The 20,297-nt window shown below is 72.8% G+C and carries 17 protein-coding genes; 11 read left to right on the forward strand and 6 right to left on the reverse strand.

Annotated elements, in window-relative coordinates; genetic code table 11:
- Positions 1-123 precede the first annotated feature (123 nt).
- Positions 124-831 (reverse strand): class III extradiol dioxygenase subunit B-like domain-containing protein, encoded by a 708-nt coding sequence (locus ACWDR0_RS30755; RefSeq protein WP_456355091.1) that lies wholly within the window; start codon positions 829-831, stop codon positions 124-126.
- Positions 832-971: 140 nt separating this feature from the next.
- A complete protein-coding gene (gene miaB / locus ACWDR0_RS30760) occupies positions 972-2,492 on the reverse strand; it encodes a tRNA (N6-isopentenyl adenosine(37)-C2)-methylthiotransferase MiaB (RefSeq protein ID WP_456355092.1) in 1,521 nt (506 codons plus the stop codon).
- Between the two features lie 346 nt (positions 2,493-2,838).
- Between miaB and ACWDR0_RS30765 the strand changes: the two genes are divergently transcribed.
- The gene (locus tag ACWDR0_RS30765) at positions 2,839-3,837 is read left to right on the forward strand and encodes a TAXI family TRAP transporter solute-binding subunit (RefSeq protein WP_456355093.1); all 999 of its coding nucleotides are present in this window, start codon (positions 2,839-2,841) and stop codon (positions 3,835-3,837) included.
- Here the strand turns inward: ACWDR0_RS30765 and ACWDR0_RS30770 are convergent.
- Together ACWDR0_RS30770 and ACWDR0_RS30775 are read right to left on the reverse strand one after the other, a co-directional pair.
- Entirely contained in the window at positions 3,827-5,230 is a 1,404-nt protein-coding gene (locus ACWDR0_RS30770) for a sensor histidine kinase (RefSeq protein ID WP_456355094.1), read from the reverse strand. The two genes, ACWDR0_RS30765 and ACWDR0_RS30770, sit on opposite strands and share 11 nt — an antisense overlap.
- 7 nt (positions 5,231-5,237) lie before the next feature.
- Complete coding sequence (locus tag ACWDR0_RS30775; RefSeq protein WP_456355095.1) at positions 5,238-5,951, reverse strand: response regulator transcription factor; 714 nt, start codon at positions 5,949-5,951, stop codon at positions 5,238-5,240.
- Positions 5,952-6,307: 356 nt separating this feature from the next.
- On the opposite strand from ACWDR0_RS30775, the gene ACWDR0_RS30780 reads away from it, so the two are divergent.
- From ACWDR0_RS30780 to ACWDR0_RS30815, 8 genes are all read left to right on the forward strand, one after another.
- The gene (locus tag ACWDR0_RS30780; protein WP_456355105.1) at positions 6,308-7,078 is read left to right on the forward strand and encodes an amino acid ABC transporter ATP-binding protein; all 771 of its coding nucleotides are present in this window, start codon (positions 6,308-6,310) and stop codon (positions 7,076-7,078) included.
- Positions 7,079-7,258: 180 nt separating this feature from the next.
- Complete coding sequence (locus tag ACWDR0_RS30785) at positions 7,259-8,083, forward strand: glutamate ABC transporter substrate-binding protein (protein ID WP_456355096.1); 825 nt, start codon at positions 7,259-7,261, stop codon at positions 8,081-8,083.
- 78 nt (positions 8,084-8,161) lie between these two features.
- Positions 8,162-8,836 carry an amino acid ABC transporter permease gene (locus ACWDR0_RS30790; protein WP_456355097.1) on the forward strand — a complete coding sequence of 225 codons (675 nt, stop codon included), beginning with the start codon at positions 8,162-8,164 and terminating at the stop codon, positions 8,834-8,836.
- Entirely contained in the window at positions 8,833-9,747 is a 915-nt protein-coding gene (locus ACWDR0_RS30795; RefSeq protein WP_456355098.1) for an amino acid ABC transporter permease, read from the forward strand. Before ACWDR0_RS30790 ends, ACWDR0_RS30795 begins: the two co-directional genes overlap by 4 nt.
- Before the next feature lie 391 nt (positions 9,748-10,138).
- The gene (locus ACWDR0_RS30800; protein ID WP_456355099.1) at positions 10,139-11,734 is read left to right on the forward strand and encodes an FAD-dependent monooxygenase; all 1,596 of its coding nucleotides are present in this window, start codon (positions 10,139-10,141) and stop codon (positions 11,732-11,734) included.
- A gap of 32 nt (positions 11,735-11,766) precedes the next feature.
- Positions 11,767-11,853, forward strand: coding sequence for a putative leader peptide (locus ACWDR0_RS30805; protein WP_338116662.1), 87 nt, complete (start codon positions 11,767-11,769; stop codon positions 11,851-11,853).
- 87 nt (positions 11,854-11,940) lie between these two features.
- Positions 11,941-12,489 carry a cysteine dioxygenase gene (locus ACWDR0_RS30810; protein ID WP_456355100.1) on the forward strand — a complete coding sequence of 183 codons (549 nt, stop codon included), beginning with the start codon at positions 11,941-11,943 and terminating at the stop codon, positions 12,487-12,489.
- Positions 12,490-12,509: 20 nt separating this feature from the next.
- Positions 12,510-12,932: a rhodanese-like domain-containing protein gene (locus tag ACWDR0_RS30815; RefSeq protein ID WP_456355106.1), complete on the forward strand. Its 423-nt coding sequence runs from the start codon at positions 12,510-12,512 to the stop codon at positions 12,930-12,932.
- A 192-nt stretch (positions 12,933-13,124) separates the two neighbouring features.
- Here the strand turns inward: ACWDR0_RS30815 and recX are convergent, their stop codons facing one another.
- Both recX and recA read right to left on the reverse strand, forming a co-directional pair.
- Complete coding sequence (gene recX, locus ACWDR0_RS30820) at positions 13,125-13,706, reverse strand: recombination regulator RecX (RefSeq protein ID WP_456355101.1); 582 nt, start codon at positions 13,704-13,706, stop codon at positions 13,125-13,127.
- Positions 13,707-13,708: 2 nt separating this feature from the next.
- Entirely contained in the window at positions 13,709-14,833 is a 1,125-nt protein-coding gene (gene recA / locus ACWDR0_RS30825; protein ID WP_456355102.1) for a recombinase RecA, read from the reverse strand.
- Positions 14,834-15,219: 386 nt separating this feature from the next.
- On the opposite strand from recA, the gene ACWDR0_RS30830 reads away from it, so the two are divergent.
- Together ACWDR0_RS30830 and ACWDR0_RS30835 are read left to right on the forward strand one after the other, a co-directional pair.
- A complete protein-coding gene (locus tag ACWDR0_RS30830; protein ID WP_456355103.1) occupies positions 15,220-17,082 on the forward strand; it encodes an HSP90 family protein in 1,863 nt (620 codons plus the stop codon).
- Positions 17,082-20,228: a tetratricopeptide repeat protein gene (locus ACWDR0_RS30835; protein ID WP_456355104.1), complete on the forward strand. Its 3,147-nt coding sequence runs from the start codon at positions 17,082-17,084 to the stop codon at positions 20,226-20,228. The genes ACWDR0_RS30830 and ACWDR0_RS30835 overlap by 1 nt, the downstream gene beginning before the upstream one ends.
- The last annotated feature ends 69 nt before the right edge of the window (positions 20,229-20,297 follow it).

A 20,297-nucleotide genomic window follows, 5' to 3' on the forward strand; every position in this document is an offset into this window, starting at 1 on the left:
GCACGGACCTGTCGGCGGCCGGGGGCGGCTGGGAGACTGGAGGACCGGCGAGGGGGAGGCAGCGGGGTATGAGGGAGCGCGCGGGCGTGGCCGGACCGTCGACCCGGCCGCCGGGGCGGCGCGTCAGGTCCAGGAGGCGACCAGGTATCCGACTCCGTACGGAGCTTCCTCGGCCAGCAGTCTGCCCGTGGGCCGGGCGCCTTCCGCCGCCCCGGCCAGGACCTGCCAGGGGGCCCGCCCCGCGGCCTTGAGTTCGTACGCGAGGTTCGCGTCGAGCGCCGCCAGGGCGGTGACGTCGGCGTCGCCGAGGGCGCGGGCCGCGGCCCGGTCGAAGAGGGCGGCGCGCTCGTCCAGATAGCCGGGTGCCTTCAGGGTCCGGCAGGCGCTGCCGTCGCCCATGACCAGCAGGGCGACCCGGGCGGCCCGGGCGGCCGTCTCCCGGCCCGTGGCGGCGCACTCCTCCGGCGCGAGCCGTTCACCGACGGCGAGCCCCGCGACGGGGCTGCTCGCCCATCCGGCCTGTTCGAGGAGCCAGGCGCCGACGGCGAGGGGGTACGGCAGCGGCCGTCCGCCGGGCTCGCCGGGGCCGAGCCGTACTTCGGTGTCGACGCCGAAGCCCCGGAAACCGCCGGTGGACCCGGACGGATACCGGCCGGGCTCCTGCCCCGCCGCGGTGCCCACCACCACGAGCAGCTCGGGCCCGGCGGCGGCCAGGGCCGCGACGGCGTCGAGGCACGCGGAGCGTACGGCGTCCAGTTCGGCGGCGGCTCCGGCGGCCACCTCGGGAACGAGCAGGGGCGGGCAGGGGCACACGGCGGCGGCGACAAGCATGATCGGCAGCCTAGTGCGTGCTTCGGCCGGGCTCCCCGGGCGCTCCGTCACCGCCTACCGGCAGGTCCGTTCCGGATCCGGCCCGGGACGGCGCCCCGGCGGATCCGGCCCCGGGGAGACCTCCCCGGGGCGCGCCGGGCTCAGACGGCTCCGCAGGCAGGGGTCGAGGCCACGGGCAGGGGCGCGGGGGCGCCGATCGACGGCAGCCCCAGCATGACACCGGCGGGCTTCGCGGCCCCCGCCTCGTTCCGCTTCTGCCAGGCGTCGCCGGCCCGGGTGCGCCGGACGGCGGAGACGGGGCCCTCGGCGAGGAGGTGGTGCGGGGCGGCGTAGGTGATCTCGACCGTGACCACGTCGCCCGGGCGGACGTCCTCGTCGGGCTGGCTGAAGTGGACCAGACGGTTGTCGGGGGCACGGCCCGAGAGACGGCGGGTGGCGCCGTCCTTGCGGCCCTCGCCCTCGGCGACCATCACCTCCAGGACCCGGCCGACCTGCTTCTTGTTCTCCTCCCAGGAGATCGCCTCCTGGAGCTCGACGAGCCGCTCGTAGCGCGCCTGGACGACCTCCTTGGGGATCTGGCCGTCCATGGTGGCCGCGGGGGTGCCGGGGCGCTTGGAGTACTGGAAGGTGAACGCGTTGGCGAAGCGGGCCTCGCGGACCGTGTGCAGGGTCTGCTCGAAGTCCTCCTCCGTCTCCCCGGGGAAGCCGACGATGATGTCGGTGGAGATGGCGGCGTGCGGGATGGCGGCGCGCACCTTCTCGATGATCCCGAGGAAACGCTCCTGCCGGTACGAGCGGCGCATCGCCCGCAGGACCGAGTCCGAGCCGGACTGGAGCGGCATATGGAGCTGCGGCATCACGTTCGGCGTCTCGGCCATGGCGGCGATGACGTCGTCGGTGAAGTCGCGCGGGTGCGGGGACGTGAACCGGACGCGTTCGAGGCCCTCGATGTTCCCGCAGGCGCGCAGCAGCTTGCTGAACGCCTCGCGGTCGCCGATGTCGGAGCCGTAGGCGTTGACGTTCTGGCCGAGCAGGGTGATCTCGGAGACGCCCTCGGCGACCAGGGCCTCGATCTCCGCGAGGATATCGCCGGGCCTGCGGTCCTTCTCCTTGCCGCGCAGCGCGGGGACGATACAGAAGGTGCAGGTGTTGTTGCAGCCGACGGAGATGGAGACCCAGGCCGCATAGGCGGACTCCCGCCGGGTCGGCAGGGTCGAGGGGAACGCCTCCAGCGACTCCGCGATTTCGACCTGCGCCTCTTCCTGCACGCGGGCGCGCTCCAACAGGACCGGCAGCTTGCCGATGTTGTGCGTGCCGAAGACCACGTCGACCCACGGGGCGCGCCGGACGATGGTGTCGCGGTCCTTCTGCGCGAGGCAGCCGCCGACGGCGATCTGCATGCCGGGCCGGGTGGTCTTCCGGGGGGCGAGGCGGCCGAGGTTGCCGTAGAGCTTGTTGTCGGCGTTCTCGCGGACCGCACAGGTGTTGAAGACGACGACGTCGGCGTCGCCGTCGGAGCCCTCGGGGGCCCGGACGTATCCCGCGTCCTCCAGCAGACCCGAGAGGCGCTCCGAGTCGTGGACGTTCATCTGGCACCCGTAGGTGCGAACCTCATATGTACGTGTGGCGTCCACTGCGCCGCTCCGGTCCCTGCTGCTCATGCAACAAGAGTAGGCGCTGTCCGGCGTGCCCCCGGCCGGAAGCCGGGCGAAGACCGGACGGGAACCGGGCGGGAACCGGGCGCGGTGGCGGACGCGGACGTGGGCGCGGGGTGGGTGCGGGGCGGGAGGATCGGCGGGAAAGGCGCCGCGGGGGCAGCCACGGGGACGGGGAGGGGGTTCCGGGAGGCCGGGGCGGCCGTCGGCCAAGGGCGAGGGCGAGGGCGGCCGGGGCGGGGATCCGGAGCCGGGGCGGGGGCGGCCACCGCAGGAGGGTCGGATTCCGTCTCTGGCGACTCCTCGCCGGAACCCTGGCCATCACGGTGAGTGACCTGACAGGATCGCAAGCATGTTCACCCACCTGCTCCGCGCCGGCCGTCGGCGCGTGCTGACCGTGTCCGCCGCCGTCCTCGCGGCGCTCGGGCTGATGCTCTGGTGGCTGCTGCCGCTCGGTGAGCCGGGGCCCCGCGGCTCGGTCACCTTCAGCACCGGTGTGCAGAGCGGCGTCTACCAGCGGTACGGGGCGCTGCTGCAGACGGCCCTCGCCAGAGACCTGCCGGAGGTGGACATAGCGCTGCGGACGAGCGAGGGCTCGCAGGAGAACCTGGCCCGGGTGGCGTCGGGCGAGGCCGACTTCACCATCGCCACCGCCGACGCCGTCGCCAAGTACCGGCAGGACGGCAAGCCGGGGGCGGACCGGCTGCGCGGCTGCGCCCGGCTCTACGACGACTATGTGCAGCTGGTGGTGCCCGCCGGGTCCCCGGTGCGCAAGGTCGCCGATCTGCGGGGGCTGAAGGTGGGGGTGGGGCAGCCGGGCTCGGGGGTCCGGCTGATAGCCGAGCGGCTGCTGGCCGCGGCGGGGCTGGATCCCGCTCAGGACGTCACGGCCGCGCCGAACGGCATCGACACCGTCCCCCAACTGCTGGCGAACCGCACCATCGACGCCTTCTTCTGGTCCGGCGGGCTCCCCACGACCGCGGTGGAGTCGCTCTCCGAGCGCTTCCGGATACGTCTGGTGCCGCTCGGCCGGGACCTGGTCGAGAAGGTGCACGGCACCGGCAATCCGACGAGCTACTACCGGCTGGCGGTCATGCCGCCCGATCTGTATCCGCTCACCCAGAGCGGGGTGCCGGTCGACTCGATGGCCGTGGCGAATCTGCTGGTCACCACGGACCGGATCGACCCGGCGCTGGTGGAGGGCTTCACCAGAACGGTGATCAAAAGCCGCGATCGCATAGGCAACACGGTGCACCCGGCGCAGCTCGTGGATCTCAGGACCGCCATCTACACCGATCCGCTGCCGCTGCACGAGGGGGCCAGGCGCTACTACCGGTCGGTCAAGCCGTAGCGGCGGGCGGGGTGCGGGGGACGGTGAGCGTGACTTTCAGGCCCCCGGGCTCGTGGTGACCGTAGGAGATCCGGCCGCCGCCCGCGGAGAGAAGGGCGCGGGAGATGGAGAGTCCCAGGCCGGAGCCCTTGATGTTCTGGTGGCGGTTGCTCCGCCAGAAGCGGTCGCCGACCCGGGCCAGCTCGTCCTCGGTGAGCCCCGGGCCGCCGTCGGTGATCACCAGGGTGGAGGTGTCGCCCTGGGAGGCCACGGTCACGGTCACGGCCTCGCCGGGCGGGGTGAACTTCACCGCGTTGTCGATCACCGCGTCCAGCGCGCTCGACAGGGCGATGGGGTCCACCCAGGCCGTAACGGCGCCCCCGGCGCCCGTCAGCCGTACGCCCTTCTCCTCGGCGACGGGGCGCCAGGAGGCGACGCGTTCGGCGGCCAGCGCGCCGATGTCGGTGAGCTCCAGGACGGCGGAGGTGTGCTCGGCGAGCGCCAGGTCGAGCAGATCGTCGAGGACCTGGGCGAGACGGCGGCCCTCGGTACGGACGGAGGCGATCTCCTCGTTGCCCTCGGGCAGCTCCAGGGCCAGCAGCTCGATCCGCAGCAGCAGGGCCGCCAGCGGATTGCGCAGTTGGTGGGAGGCGTCGGCGACGAACGCCCGCTGCTGTTCGAGCACGCCCTCGACGTTGTCGGCCATCTCGTTGAACGAGCGCGCCAGCCGGCGGAGTTCGGGTGGGCCGCCGGCCGCCGCCACCCGGGAGTTGAGCCGGCCGGTGGCGATGTCGTGGGTGGCCGCGTCCAGCACCCGCACGGGACGCAGCACCCACCCCGTCAGCCGGAACGCGGCGCCGACGGCGAGCAGCATCGCCGCGCTCTCCCCGGCCACGATCAGCAGCCAGCCGCGGAGTACCCGGGAGCGCAGATGGTCGGTGGGCGAGTCGGTGAGGACGACGGCGACGACGTCCCCGTCCCGGACCACCGGCGAGGCGACGATCAGCCGTCCGTCGCGGTCCCAGGGCCACACCTGCGGCGGATCCTGGGAGCGGCGCCCGGTCAGGGCCTCCCGGAACGCCTGCTGGCCCTCTCCCTCCCGCGGGACACCCCAGTCCTGCGGGGCCCGCGCCAGATGGGAACTGCCGTCCCGGCGGAAGACGCCGACATGGATGCCGTAGGTCGAGTAGTAGCGGTTCAGCTGGTCCTGGAGCATGGAGAGGCGCTCGTCCTCGACGCCCTCGCTGGCCGAGACGAACTGCGCCAGGGCGGCGAACCGCACGGTGTCGTCGATCCGGTCGACCACCACCTCCTGCTGCCGGGCCGAGGCGACGCTGACGGCGAGGGGGAAACCGAGAGCCAGCAGAACCCCCGCCATAAGGACGATGAGCAGCGGCAGCAGACGAGTGCGCACGGTCCCGTCAGTCGCCCGGAGTCACAAGGCGGTAGCCGACCCCGCGGACGGTCTCGATCAGAGCGGGCATCCTCAGCTTGGAACGCAGGGACGCCACATGCACCTCCAGCGTCCGGCCGGTCCCCTCCCAACTGGTGTGCCAGACCTCGCTGATGATCTGTTCCCGGCGGAAGACGACTCCGGGGCGCTGGGCGAGCAGCGCCAGCAGGTCGAACTCCTTGCGGGTGAGCTGGACGGTCTCGCCGTCCACCCGGACCCGCCGGGTGGGCAGTTCCACGGTGACCCCGCCGAGCCGCAGGGCGTCGTCCGCCGCGGTCGCGCCGGGGGCGGAGCCCTCTTCGCCGGCGGCGCTGCGCCGGGCCACGGCATGGATGCGGGCCAGCAGTTCACCGGTGTCGTACGGCTTGACGACATAGTCGTCGGCGCCCAGGTTGAGGCCGTGGATCCGGGAGCGGACATCCGCACGGGCGGTCACCATGATCACCGGGGTGGTGGTGATCTTCCGCAGCTTTCCGCAGACCTGATAGCCGTCCTGGTCGGGCAGGCCGAGATCGAGCAGCACCACGCCGAAGGGCGGTTTGCCGGGATGGGTCGCGGGCAGCACCGCGCGCAGGGCCTCTTCGCCGTTGCGGGCGTGCACCACGTCGAAGCCGTGCCGGGCGAGAATGGCCGAAAGAGCCGCGGCGACATGGTTGTCGTCCTCGACGAGCAGCAGTCTCAACGGCCCCCCTTCCCGGTCGGCGGGACCGCGCGCTCCGCGGTGGTCTCCCCCGCGGCCGCCGGTCCCTCGATGTGTTTTCGCGCTCCCCGGTGACGGTCCCTACCCGGCGCACGGCAAGGTGTACCCCGGCATAAAGGCCGATTCCCGTACGGAGAGTCAAGGGGCATCCGGCCGACCGACGGTTTCCGTTATCCACCCGGTACGCCGCCGGTCGCCTTCCTCACTCATCGTATCCGGAAGAGGCCGGATCGTTATCCTCAATTTCCGCTCAGATGTAATGACGCTGGTAGCACCGCGTCACTACTGTCCTCCCAACCGAGGAGGACGGGAGCTGTGGGCCGATGAGCGGAGTGTCTATGTCCAAGGTCGACGGGGATGCGGTTCCCGCCGCCGAGGACCTGGTCGTACTGAGCAATGTGAACAAGCACTTCGGTGCGCTGCACGTGCTCCAGGACATCGACCTGAGTATCGCCCGGGGCGAGGTCGTCGTCGTCATCGGGCCGTCGGGTTCCGGCAAGTCGACGCTGTGCCGCACGATCAACCGGCTGGAGAGCATCGACTCCGGGGCGATCACGATCGACGGCAAGCCGCTGCCGTCGGAGGGCAAGGAGCTGGCACGGCTCCGCTCCGACGTCGGCATGGTGTTCCAGTCGTTCAATCTCTTCGCCCACAAGACGGTCCTGGAGAACGTCATGCTGGGCCAGATCAAGGTCCGCAAGAAGGACAAGGGCGAGGCGGAGCGGCGGGCCCGGGAGCTGCTCGACCGGGTCGGTGTCGGCTCGCAGAGCGACAAGTACCCGGCCCAGCTGTCCGGCGGACAGCAGCAGCGGGTCGCGATCGCCCGGGCCCTGGCGATGGACCCCAAGGTCATCCTGTTCGACGAGCCGACTTCGGCCCTCGACCCGGAGATGATCAACGAGGTGCTGGAAGTGATGCAGCAGCTCGCCCGGGACGGGATGACCATGGTGGTCGTGACCCACGAGATGGGCTTCGCCCGCTCGGCGGCCAACCGGGTCGTGTTCATGGCCGACGGCCGGATCGTCGAAGAGGCCACGCCCGACGAGTTCTTCAGCAACCCGCGCAGCGACCGCGCCAAGGACTTCCTGTCGAAGATCCTGCACCACTGACACCGGTGGTCACGTCACCCCCCTGAACACACCGGCCGCCTCACCGGCGGCACTTCCGGCCGGGCCGAGAGCCCGGCCGGTCCGCACCGCACCCGCACGGACCGCGCTCCCCGCGCGCCCGTCCGGCGGCCGGTTGACCGGATTCACCCAACGGCGACCCACGACGCAAGGGATGTTCACATGAAGCTCCGCAAGGTATCCGCGGCCGTCGCGACCGTTCTCACCCTCTCCCTGGCAGCGACCGCATGCGGCGGCGACGGGGACTCGGGCAGCGGCGGCGACAAGATCACCATCGGCATCAAGTTCGACCAGCCGGGCATCGGTCTGAAGACGCAGGACGGCAAGTACACCGGTTTCGACGTGGATGTCGCGACCTACGTGGCCAAGGAGCTGGGCTTCGAGGCCAAGAACATCGAGTGGAAGCAGAGCCCGAGCGCCCAGCGCGAGACCATGCTGGCCAACGGTGACGTCAAGTTCATCGCCGCCAGCTACTCGATCACGGACAAGCGCAAGGAGAAGGTCGACTTCGCCGGCCCGTACTTCCTGGCCCACCAGGACCTGCTGATCCGCAAGGACGAGACCGGTATCGCCGCGGGCACCGACCTCAACAGCAAGAAGCTCTGTTCCGTCACCGGCTCGACGTCCGCCCAGAACGTCAAGGACAAGATCGCCCCCAAGGCCGACCTCCAGCCCCTGGGCGGCTACTCCGAGTGCCTGACCGGCCTGGAGAACAAGTCGGTCGACGCGCTGACCACGGACGACGCGATTCTGGCGGGCTATGCCTCGCAGAAGGAGCACGAGGGCAAGTTCAAGCTGGCCGGTCTGAAGCTGAGCGACGAGAAGTACGGCATCGGCATCAAGAAGGGCGACAGCGACCTCAAGGCCAAGATCAACAAGGCCCTGGAGAAGATGAAGTCCGACGGCTCCTGGGACAAGTTCGTCGAGGCCAACTTCGGCCCGTCCGGCTACAAGAGCGAGCCCGCGCCGGCGATCGACGCGAGCTGAGGCCAGCGGTGACGCGCCGCCGGCCCTCCCGGCCGGCGGCGCGTGCCACGTAACCACCAGGAGAGATCGCGGGTCAACGTGTTCGATTTCCTCGATTCCGGGCAGTACGACCTGCTCGACGCGTTCTGGGTGACGGTCAAACTCACCGTCTACTCGGCAATTGGTTCCCTGATCTGGGGAACGCTGCTGGCCGGTATGCGGGTCGGCCCCGTCCCCATGATGCGGGCCTTCGGCACCGGCTACGTCAACGTCGTCCGCAACACCCCGCTGACCGTGGTGGTCGTCGCCTGTTCGCTGGGCCTCGCCTCCACCATGGGCGTCACGCTCGGTGGTGAGAGCTTCGAGGACATCGGCTTCCGGATGGCGGTCCTCGGACTGACCGCCTATACGGGCACCTTCGTCTGCGAGGCGCTGCGCTCCGGCATCAACACGGTCCCCGTCGGCCAGGCGGAGGCTGCCCGGGCCTTGGGCCTGAGCTTCTTCCAGGTACTGACCCTGGTCGTGCTCCCCCAGGCGTTCCGCTCGGCCGTCACCCCGCTCACCAACGTACTGATCGCCCTCACCAAGAACACCACGGTGGCCTCGGCGATCGGTGTGGCGGAGGCCTCGGCCCTGATGAAGACGATGGTCGAGAACGAGTCCGACGCGCTCTTCGCCGTCTTCGGCGTCTTCGCCTTCGGGTTCATCGTTCTGACCCTGCCGACCGGTCTGCTGCTGGGCTGGGTGGCCAAGCGAGTGGCGGTGAAGCGATGAGTTCCGTTCTGTACGACGAGCCGGGCCCCAAGGCGAAGGCCCGGAACATCGCCTACACCGCCGGGTTCCTGGTGGCGCTCGGTCTGGTGCTGTGGTGGGTGCTGTCCACCATGGCGGACAAGGACCAGCTCGCCGCGGAGAAGTGGAGCCCGTTCGTCAAGGACTCCAAGGTCTGGACGACCTTCCTCCTCCCCGGCCTGTGGGAGACGGTCAAGGCCGCGTCCATCGCCCTGATCATCGCCCTGCCGCTGGGCGCCGCCCTGGGCATCGGCAGGCTCTCCGACCACGCCTGGGTCCGGGTCCCGGTCGGCGCGGTGGTCGAGTTCTTCCGGGCCATCCCGGTACTGCTGCTGATGGTCTTCGCCTTCCAGGCGTTCGTCGAGTTCTCCGACCTCGAATCGGACATCCGGCCGCTGTACGCGGTCGTCACCGGCCTGGTGCTCTACAACGCCTCGGTCATCGCGGAGATCGTCCGGGCGGGCATCCTCTCCCTGCCCCGGGGCCAGACCGACGCCGCCCAGGCGATCGGTATGCGCAAGGGCCAGTCGATGGTGTACGTCCTGCTGCCGCAGGCCGTCACCGCGATGCTGCCGGCGCTGGTCAGCCAGCTGGTCGTCATCGTGAAAGACACCGCGCTCGGCGGCGCCCTCCTCGGCTTCACCGAGCTGCTCTACCAGAACCGGGCGATCACGGCGAACTACGGCGCCAACACGATCGCCGCCCTCACCGTCATCTCGCTCATCTTCATCCTGCTGAACTTCGCCCTCACCAGCTTCGCGAGCTGGCTGGAGAAGCGGATCCGGAAGGGGAAGAAGAGCACGGGCGCGGTGGTCGACCACATCGCGGTCGAAGGCGGGGCCAACACCGGCACGCTGTCCGGCGGCGACGGCGACGGCGGGGCCGGCACCTGAGAGTTGCAAGGAGTACGGCGCCGGGCCGGAGCCCGGACGGAAGGGGCGGCGGTGCCATCACGGCACCGCCGCCCCTTCCGTATGCCCGGCCCCCGAAGCACAGCCCCCGGAGCGAACCGTCCCGCCCGTACCGCCGCCCCGCTCCGGCATCACCCGGTCACCCCGTACCGCCGCCCCGCTCCGGCACCACCCGGTCACCCCGTTCCGCCCCCTCCCGGCGGCCCTCGCGCACCCCCGATGGATCAGTGCCCGCCGTGCCGCTCCCCCGTCACTTGACGCAGGCACCCCCAGTGGGTTGCATACGTTCTGTGATCGCGCACCGGGGCTCCACCTCACCTTCCCCTACGTCACCAACAGCCCTCACGCCCCTCAGAGCCCGAGGAGTCGCCCCGTGGACCCGGTGATCGTCGTCGGCGCCGGACCGGTCGGACTCGCGCTCGCGCTCGCCCTCGGGCAGCAGGGCGTGCCCTCCGTCGTCCTCGACGAGAGCACGGGCGCCGAGGAGCCGCGCCACGCCAGGACCGTCGTACTGCGCCCCGACACCGCGGCCGCGGTGGCACGGCTGAGCTGCGCCACCGTCCGTGACGAGGGAGCCCGCTGGACCCACTGGCGCGCGATGCGCCGCAAGCAGGAGGTACGACGGCTGCCGCTGGGCGGCGACGGCCCTCCGTCGCCGCTGCACATTCCGCAGCACGCCCTCGCCCGCGGGCTGCGGGACGCCGTCGCCGCCCAGCCGCTGGTGCAGCTGGTCGCCGAGAGCCGGGTGGACGCGCTGGAGCAGGACGGCGACACGGTCACCGTGCACACCCGCGGCCCGGACGCCACCTGGTGGCGGGGCAGCCATGTGGTGGGCTGCGACGGCGCCCGGTCGACCGTCCGCAAACTGCTCGGCATCCGGTTCCCGGGGCGTACGGCGGTGGAACGGCACGCCGTCGCCACCCTGCGCACCGAACTCCCCTGGCCGGACGAGGCCCTGCTGCACCGTCAGCCGGCCTGGCGCGGCGCCGGGGACGAGATCGCCGCCCGGCCGCTGCCCGACGACGTCTGGCGGCTGGACTGGCTGCTGCCCTCGGGAAGCGATCTGGTCACCCCCGACACGCTGGTGGCGAGGGTGCGCGACACCCTCGCGGCCTGGTGCGGCGGCGCCACCCCGCCGTACGACCTCCTGGACACCGGCGTCTACACCGTCCACCACCGGCTGGCCCGGCGCTGGCGGGTGGACCGGGCGTTCCTGGCGGGCGACGCGGCCCATCTGCTGGGGGCGCTCGGCACCCAGGGGCTGGACGAGGGGCTGCGGGACGCCCAGAACCTGGCCTGGAAACTGGCCCACGCCCACCGGCACGGCGGTTCGGAGGCGCTGCTGGACAGCTACCAGGCAGAGCGCCGGAGCGCCGTCGCCGCCCGGCTGCGCGCCGCCGACCAGGTCCTGCCGTCGCTGCGCAGCGGAAGCGCCCTGCGGGCCAGACTACCCGGCGCGGCCCGGCTCGACGGGCTGCTCACCGATGCCCATCTGGGCCGGGGCCCCCTCGGCTCGCCTCCCGTCCACACGGATTCGCCGCTCACCCCCGGGCCCTCCCCGGCGCATGTCCCGGTCGGTACGGAGCCGGGTGCTCCGGCGGAGGACGTACGGATCACCGCGCCCGACGGCACCACGGCCCGGCTCCGGGACCGGCTGGGACGGGGGCAGCTCCTCGCCGTGCTCGTCGCCCCGGGCACGGCGGTCTGGGACCGGCGCCACTGGCAGAGCGCGGGCGTGATGCCCCGGCTGGCGGCCGCCGTCCGGGCGCTGCCCGTCCCGGCCGAACTGCTGGTCACGGAGGACTACCCGGGAGCGCCGGCGCACACCGTGCTGCTGATCCGGCCGGACGGCCAGCTCGTCGCGGCGTTCTCGGGGGTACACCCGGAGGCGCTGTACGAGGCGGCGGACGCGGTCCGCGGCGGCAGCCCGTCCGACACCTCCAGCGACCGCACCGCGGACGTCAATTGACCCCACGGGGGCACCGTGGTGTACTCCGTTTCGTGACCGGCACCGATGTACGCCTGTGGCGGAGGGTCCATATGGACCTCCTCCGCTACGCGGGCTGCGTGTGTCGACCGTCCTGCTGACTCGCGTCTTCCCTTCCTTTTTCGCGCGCCCTCCGGGCCTGTGCACCCCCGCGCGCGCATTTCGCGAACTTTCCAGGACGGTTCCGCATGTCCCAGCCCCTGCCCGCATCCCCCTCCGCTCCCGCCACCACTGTTTCCCGGGCCCATGCCCCCACCTCCGCCGAGCTGCTGGACTTCGTCCGCGGTGCGGCCGCCGACCCCGGACTGATCGCCTCGCTCCCCCTCGACCCCGACGGCCGCACCTGGGTCCGGCTCGACGGTCCGGGCGGCAGTGAGGCCTGGCTGATCGGCTGGCCGCCCGGTACGGGCACCGGCTGGCACGATCACGCGGAGTCGGTCGGCGCCTTCGCCACCGCGGTCGGCGAGCTGACCGAACACTCACTGGCCGTGCGGCTCCCCGCCGACGGCTGGAAGACCCTCGAACTCCGTGAGGACGTGGACCGGGGGCGGAAGCTGAGCGCCGGCCAGGGCCGGCCCTTCGGCCGCCACCATGTGCACGAGGTACTGAACGCGGCCGCCGTGCACGCCGTCTCCGTACATGCGTACTACCCGCCGCTGCCGCTGATCCGCAGATTCAGCCGCACCGGCGCGGTACTCCGTCTGGAGCAGGTCGAACGTCCGGAGGACTGGCAGTGAGCATCCATCATGAACCCCCCATCGGCGACAGTACCGGCGACACGGCCGGCGGTCCGGCCGGCGCGCCCGTCGGTATCGACGTGCTGCTCGAACAGGTCAGGGAGGGGCTCGACCGGGTCACCGCCCGGCAGGCGTACGAAGAGGCGGCGGCCGGCGCCCTGCTGGTGGACACCCGGTACGCGGCGCTGCGCGACCGCGACGGTCTGATCCCCGGGGCCGTCGTCGTCGAACGCAATGAGCTGGAGTGGCGGCTCGACCCGCAGGGCAGCCACCGTCTCCCGGAGGCGAGCCACCACGGTCTGCGGGTCGTGGTCGTCTGCAACGAGGGCTATGCGTCCTCCCTGGCCGCGGCCTCGCTGCGGCAGCTCGGGCTGTACCGGGCGACGGATCTGATCGGCGGCTTCCAGGCCTGGCGGGAAGCCGGGCTTCCCGTCGACCGGTGACCGGCGAAAGGCGGGCGGCGGAGAACAGCCGCCGAAGCACGGCCGGCGAGCAGTAACCGGAGGACAGGAGTCTCCGGGAACCGGCCGGAGGGAGTATGCCCTGCGGCGCCGCGGTCTCCCCCGTGGAGCGCGGCGCCGCAGCGGAATGCGGTGCCGGAGCGCATGGGCCCGGCACGATGCGGACGGGCAGCGTCAGGGAAGGTCCCCGCGGTCCAGGCCGTCCAAGGCGTCTTCGGACTCCCCCTCCTCGGCCAGTGCCCGGCGGACCACACGCAGCGCCATGCCCTCGCCGTAGCCCTTGCGGGCCAGCATTCCGGCGAGCCGTCGGATCCTCCGGTCGCGGTCGAGACCGCGGGTGGCGCGCAGCTTGCGGACGACCAGGGCATGGGCGGTCTCCTCCTCGCTCTCGGAGTCGAGCCGTCCCACGGCCTCGTCGATCAGGGCCGCGTCCACTCCCTTGGTGCGCAGCTCGCGGGCGAGTGCGCGGCGGGCGAGTCCCCGGCCGTGGTGCCGGGACTCCACCCAGGCGCCGGCGAAAGCGGCATCGTCGATCAGCCCGGCGTCCTCGAAGCGGGAGAGCACCTCCTCGGCCACCTCCGGCGGGATCTCCCGGCGGTGCAGCGCATCCGCCAACTGCTTGCGGGTGCGCGGGGTCCCGGTGAGCAGGCGCAGGCAGATCGCCCGCGCCCGCTCCGCCGGATCCTGGGGCGACAGCGCCTTCCCGGCCCTCGACGAGTCGGCGCTGTCGCCCGGCCATTCGGTGCGCCGGGTCACGGTCAGCTCTTGGCCGCCGCCGCCTTGGCCGGCTTGGCCTTGGTGGCGGGGGCGGGCACCGACTTCGCCGCGTCACCGGCGGGGGCGGCGCTCGCCGCGTCCGTGCCGGGCTCGGCGGCCGGAGCGTCCGCCCGGACGCCCACGCCCAGCTTCTCCTTGATCTTCCGCTCGATCTCATTGGCGAGATCGGGGTTGTCCTTGAGGAAGTTCCGGGCGTTCTCCTTGCCCTGGCCGAGCTGGTCGCCCTCGTACGTGTACCAGGCACCGGCCTTGCGGACGAAGCCGTGCTCCACGCCCATGTCGATCAGGCCGCCCTCGCGGCTGATGCCCTGGCCGTAGAGGATGTCGAACTCGGCCTGCTTGAAGGGCGGGGCGACCTTGTTCTTCACGACCTTGACGCGGGTGCGGTTGCCCACCGCGTCCGTGCCGTCCTTCAGCGTCTCGATCCGGCGGATGTCGAGACGGACCGACGCGTAGAACTTCAGGGCGCGGCCACCGGTCGTGGTCTCGGGCGAACCGAACATCACGCCGATCTTCTCGCGCAGCTGGTTGATGAAGATCGCGGTGGTCTTGGACTGGTTCAGCGCGCTGGTGATCTTACGCAGGGCCTGGCTCATCAGACGGGCCTGGAGACCCACGTGCGAGTCGCCCATCTCGCCTTCGATCTCCGCCTTGGGCACCAGGGCGGCCACCGAGTCGATGACGATCAGGTCGAGCGCGCCGGAGCGGACCAGCATGTCGACGATTTCCAGGGCCTGCTCGCCGTTGTCCGGCTGGGAGAGGATCAGGGAGTCGATGTCGACGCCCAGCTTCTTCGCGTACTCGGGGTCGAGGGCGTGCTCGGCGTCCACGAAGGCGACGGCGCCGCCGGCCTTCTGGGCGTTGGCCACGGCGTGCAGCGTGAGAGTCGTCTTGCCGGAGGACTCGGGGCCGTACACCTCCACCACGCGGCCGCGCGGAAGGCCGCCCACGCCGAGCGCGACGTCCAGCGCGGTCGACCCGGTGGGAATGACCTCGATGGGCTCGTTGGGACGCTCGCCCAGACGCATCACCGCGCCCTTGCCGAATTGGCGTTCAATCTGTGCGAGCGCGGCGTCGAGCGCCTTCTCGCGGTCGGTTCCTGCCATGGGTTCCACCCGGTTTGCTTGTGTCGATCGCTTCACGTCAAAGACGCTAACCCCTGCCACTGACAATGGGCCCCGACGCCGGTCCCGCCTGTGGACAACCACCCCGCGGAACCGGGCTCCGGACACCCCATAAGAATGGATGTTCGATTTTGGTGTCAAGCGCATCGCCCGGCGCGCCGCCGAACCGGCGAAGCCGCTCCGGGACCTCCCGCCCGGGGTCCCGCGGCCGCCCGGGGCCCGGGAAATCCGGAGAGGATTGTCGGTGCCCCCCTCTACTCTGAAGCCACGTTCGTGATCTGTGAGGGGGGACCTCGCGATCGCCCGTTCCCAAGACCCCGGCTCACGGCCCGTCCGAGCCGGCCGGGGGCAACGCGAGGTGAAGCGGTATGACATCCACGACCGAAGCGGCGGAAACCCCGCCCGGATCCAGCAGTTTCCAGGTAGATCTGCGCGGCCTGGTGGACCTGCTCTCCCACCATCTGTATTCGAGCCCCCGGGTCTACGTCCGCGAGCTCCTGCAGAACGCCGTGGACGCGGTCACCGCCCGGCGGGCCGCCGAGCCCGGCTGCCGGGACCGGATCCGGCTCTCCGCCGAGGGCGGCCGGGTCTCCGTCGAGGACAGCGGCATCGGTCTGACCGCGGACGAGGTGCACACCCTGCTCGCCACCATCGGCCGCAGCTCCAAGCGTGGCGGGGAGCACGGGCTGGAGTCCGCCCGCCGCGAGTTCCTCGGCCAGTTCGGCATCGGCCTGCTCGCCTGCTTCGTCGTGGCCCGTGAGATCCGTGTCGTCACCCGCTCCGCGCGTACGCCCGGCGCCGCCCCGGTGGAATGGCTGGCCCGCGACGACGGCTCGTACACCGTGCGCACCCTGCCCGACGAGGCCCGCCCCTCCCCCGGCACCACCGTCTTCCTGGAGCCCCGCCCCGGCGCCGGGGAGTGGCTGGCCCCGGCCCGGGTGGAGGAGCTGGCGCGCGACTTCGGCTCCCTGCTGCCGTACGACATCGTCTTCGCCGACGGCAGCGGGGCGGAGCGCCCGCTGACCGACCGGCCCGCCGTCTGGGACCGCGACTACCCCACTCCGTCCGCCCGCCGCGAGGCGCTCGCCGGACACTGCGCCGCCCTGTTCGGCTTCACCCCGCTCGACACGATCGACCTGGACCTGCCGGTCGCCGGGGTCCGCGGGGTCGCCCATGTGCTGCCCGATCCGGCCAGCCCGGCGCACCGGGGCGGCCACCGCGCCTATCTGAAGGGCATGCTGCTCACCGACCGGGCGGACAATCTGCTGCCGGAGTGGGCCTTCTTCGTCCGGGCCGTGGTCGACACCGACTCGCTGCGCCCCACCGCGTCCCGGGAGAGCCTCTACGACGACGAGACGCTGGACGCCGTCCGCGAAGCCCTCGGGTCCGCCGTCCGCCGGTGGCTGGCGGAGCTGGCCGCGGGCGACCCGCAGCGGCTCGCCGCCTTTCTCGCCGTGCACCACCTGGGGGTGAAGTCCCTGGCGCGGCATGATCCGGAGCTGTTCGGGCTGATGCTGCCCTGGCTGCCGTTCGAGACCAGCGACGGCCGGGTCGGCCTGGAGGAGTTCGCCGCGGCCCACGGGGAGATCCACTTCACCCGGACGGTGGAGGAGTTCCGCCAGATCGCCCCGATCGCGGCCGCCCACGGCCTGGGCGTGGTCAACGCCGGATACACGTACGACGCGGATCTGCTCGCCCTGCTGCCCACCGTGCGCCCCGCCGTGAAGGTCACCGAACTCGACGCCGGTGCCGTGACCGAGCGTCTCGACCCGGTGCCCACCGAGGCGGAGCTGGCGCTGGCCTCCTTCCTCGCCACCGCCCGCACCCGGCTCGACGCACAGGGCTGCGATGTGGCGCTCCGCGCCTTCCAGCCGGTGACCGTGCCCGCGCTCTACCTCGACGACCGGCAGGCGCGGCACGAGCGCGACCGGTCCGCCGCCGAGGCGAACGCCGATTCGCTCTGGGGCGACATCCTCGGCTCCCTCCGCGGCTCGGCGCCCCGGGCCCGGCTGGTGCTGAACCACAACAACCCGCTGATCCGCCGGATCGCCGCCCTCCCGGACCCGGAGCTGACCGCCACCGCGGTCGAATCGCTCTACGGACAGGCGCTGCTGATGTCCCAGCGCCCCCTGCGGCCCGCCGACTCCACCCTGCTCAACCGGGCCTTCCTCGGGCTTCTGGAATGGGCCACCCACTCCGCCGCCGGCGACGCCTCCCAGGGAGAGCACTGATGAGCACGATGACCACCGAGGAGATCCGCCGCGGCCTCCGGGAGAACGCCGACAGCCCCTACGGCCCCGCCCGGATCGCCCGCGCCGAGGCCCTCAGCTCGGCCGCCGAGGCGTCCCGGGACAATTCGCTGTTCCGCCAGGCCCTCCAGGAGCTGATCGACGCGTACGAGCACAGCTCCGAGCGGACCAGGATCGTGGTGCCGTTCGCCCGGCTCCTCCAGGAGTACGACCGGGATCCGGCCGCCTTCGGCTCGTACGAGGTCCACAGTCTGTTCTGGCGGTTCAAGTGGGTGACCAGCGGCATTCTCGACTCCCCGGAGATCCCGCTGGAAGCCGTGGAACGCTGGCTCACCGATATGGAGCGGCGCTACCGGCTCGCGGGCCACAGCGAGCGCGCGGTGCGCCAGGCCGAGCAGATCCTCGCCGAGGCGACCGGCGACGAGGAGCGCGCGGAACGGGCCTTCGCCGCCTGGCTGGCCGCCGACCGCGACTCCATGAGCGACTGCCACGCCTGCGAGCTGAACGAACAGGGGCGCTACCGGTCCGTCCGGGGCGACGACGCGGAGGCGGTACGGCTCTGGGGGCCGGTCCTGGCGGGCGACTCGTACTGCCTGGAGGAGCCGCACCGGGTCCTCGCCCACTCCCTGCTGCCGCTGCTCCGCCTCGGCCGCGCCGCTGAGGCCCGCGCCAACCACCTCCGCGGCTACCGCATGGCCCGGGGCAACGAGAGCCTGCTCCGCTCCGTCGGCAAGCACATCGAGTTCTGCGCTCTCACCGGCAACGAGTCCCGGGGACTGGAGATACTCGCCGAGCACGCCGGGCATCTCGGCGCCCTCGTCGACGTCGAGGCCCAGCTCGACTTCAACAGCGGCATCCTGGTGCTGCTGCGCCGGCTGAAGGACACCGGCCACGGCGACCGGCCCACCGTGCCCTACGACGGCACGGTACGGACGGCGGCCGGGCTGTACGACCTGCTGTACGCGGACGCCGCCGCGATCGCGGCGCGCTTCGACGCCCGCAACGGCACCTCGATGGTGTCGGACCGGTTCAGGGAGCGGACGGCCCGGCAGCCGCTCGCCGACACCCTGCCGCTCGGGGTCCGCAGTGCCGCGCTGCCCGCCCCCTCGGCACCGGAGCGCCCCGCCGCGGCTGCGGTCTCCGGCACCGGGGAGCCGGACTCCTTCACCGGCCTCGTCGAGCGCGCCCGTACGGCCCGCCGCCGTGGCCACCCTTCGTCCCGCGGCCTCTGGGCGGAGGTCGCGCGCCGGGCCGGTGCGGAGCCCGCGCCGGATCCCGCGCTCGCCGCCGATCTGCTGGAGTCCGAGGCCTGGACCGCGCACGAGAACGGCGCGGGGGACGCCGCCGAGCACTTCGCCCGCGCCGCCGGAGCCCATCGGGCGGCGGGGCAGCCGGACCGGGCCGCGCACACGGAACTGGCCGCCGCCGGAAGCGCCGCGGCCGCCGGAGCCCCGGCGGCGGAGATCACGGAGAGACTGGCGGTGGCCGTGCGGTCGGCCGCCGGGCTGGACCCGGCGGATCCGCAGCGCGGGCGGCGGATCGCCCTGGCGGAGCTGGCCGGGCTGCGGCTCGACTCGCTGCTGCGCCACCGCGAACAGCACGAAGCCGGGGCCGGGGCCGGGGAGGGCCCGGAGGGGGCCGACCCGGTGCTGATGGAGCAGCTCGGCGCGTTCGTCGCGGCGCGCGGCGCGGCGGCCGGCGGGGAGACCGTCGCCGCGGTGGCGGGCGGCTCGACGGATGTGCTGGCCCAGGCGGAGCTGTTTCTCGCGCAGCTGCTGCTGTCGGCCGGGGAGCCGGAGCGGGCGGCGGCGCTGCTGGCGTCGGCGGCGGAGCACTTCACCGCCGCCGGGCGCCCGTGGGAGGCGGCGGAGCCGCTGGACCTGCGGGCGAGGGTCGTCGCCGCGGCCGGTGACCCGGTCGCGGCCGAGGCCGATGCCAGGGCGGCGCTCGCGTGTACGGCCGAGGTCGTCGAACCCGGCACGCTGGGCTCCGTACGGCTGACGCTGGCCGAGATCCTGATCGAGCGGGAGGACGGCGGGGCCGAGGCGGCGGAGCTCGCACTCGGCGCCGCCCACTGGTTCGACCGGGCGGAGCTGTCCGCGGGGCCCGGGGCCCGGGCACGGCTGCTGCTGGCCCGGGCGTACGCCGGGTCGGGCCGGGACGCCGAGGCGGCCGAGGTGCTGCACTCGGCCCTGCCGGATCTGGTGGCGACGTACGGGGGCGTCGACGACGGGGAGGTCGTCCGGGCCCGGCGGATGCTGGGCGTGCTGCTCGACCGGCTGGAGGACCCGCGCGGGGCGGCGGAGCAGTATCTGCTGGCCGCCGAGAGCACCACCGGGTGGGAGGACCCCCGGCCGCAGGCGAGTCTGGCCAATTCGGCGGCGGAGTCGCTCTCCGCCGCGGATCTGACCGAGGAGGCGGAGGCGGCCTATCTGCGGGCGCTGGAGCTGTGGCGCCGTGCGGACGACTGCCGGGTTCCCGAGGTCCGGGTGCTCCGCTCGCTGGCCTGGCTCCGGCTGCGGGGCGACTCGCCCCCGGCGGAGCACGAGCGGGCCCGGAGGTTCATGGGCGAGGCGCTCGCGCTGGTCCAGGACGCCGAGGACCCCGAGCTGCGGTACGAGTGGGCGGAGACCTGCTGCCAGCTCGCCCGGCTGCTGGACGCCGACGACGGACCGGCCGGGGAGGCCCCGGAGGGAGACGGGCCGAAGCACGAAGAGCCGGAGGACGACGGGTCGGGACGCGGGGACGATCGGGTCGCCGCGGCCGGATCCCCGGAGGGGCCGGACGGCCCGGACGGGGCCCGGTCCGGTGTGCCCGACCCGGATGTCCGGCTGCTGGACCGGGCGGCCGCTCTCTTCGCGGAGTTCGGGGAGGCCGCGCGCCGGGACCGGTTCAACGCCCTGGCCCGGGCCGCGTGGACGGAGCACGACCGGGGCCGTACGGACGAGGCGAAGGCCCGGATGACGGCGCTGGTGGAGGAGCTGGAACACGCGGTGAACGCCGCGGGCCCGGCCGACGAGGCATCCGCGGCGGACGGAGTGCGTCCGGCCGGTGGCACGGCGGACGGCGGGGAGCCGGGGGCCGCGGTCCTGCTGGACCACGCCCGGAGCATGCTCGACGAGATGTGAGCGGCGGGGCGGCGGCGCTGGTGCTGGGCCGGGCCCGGCGCCGGGTCGCCGTGGTGGACTCGGGCGAAC

It is taken from the genome of Streptomyces sp. NPDC003691, assembly GCF_053981115.1.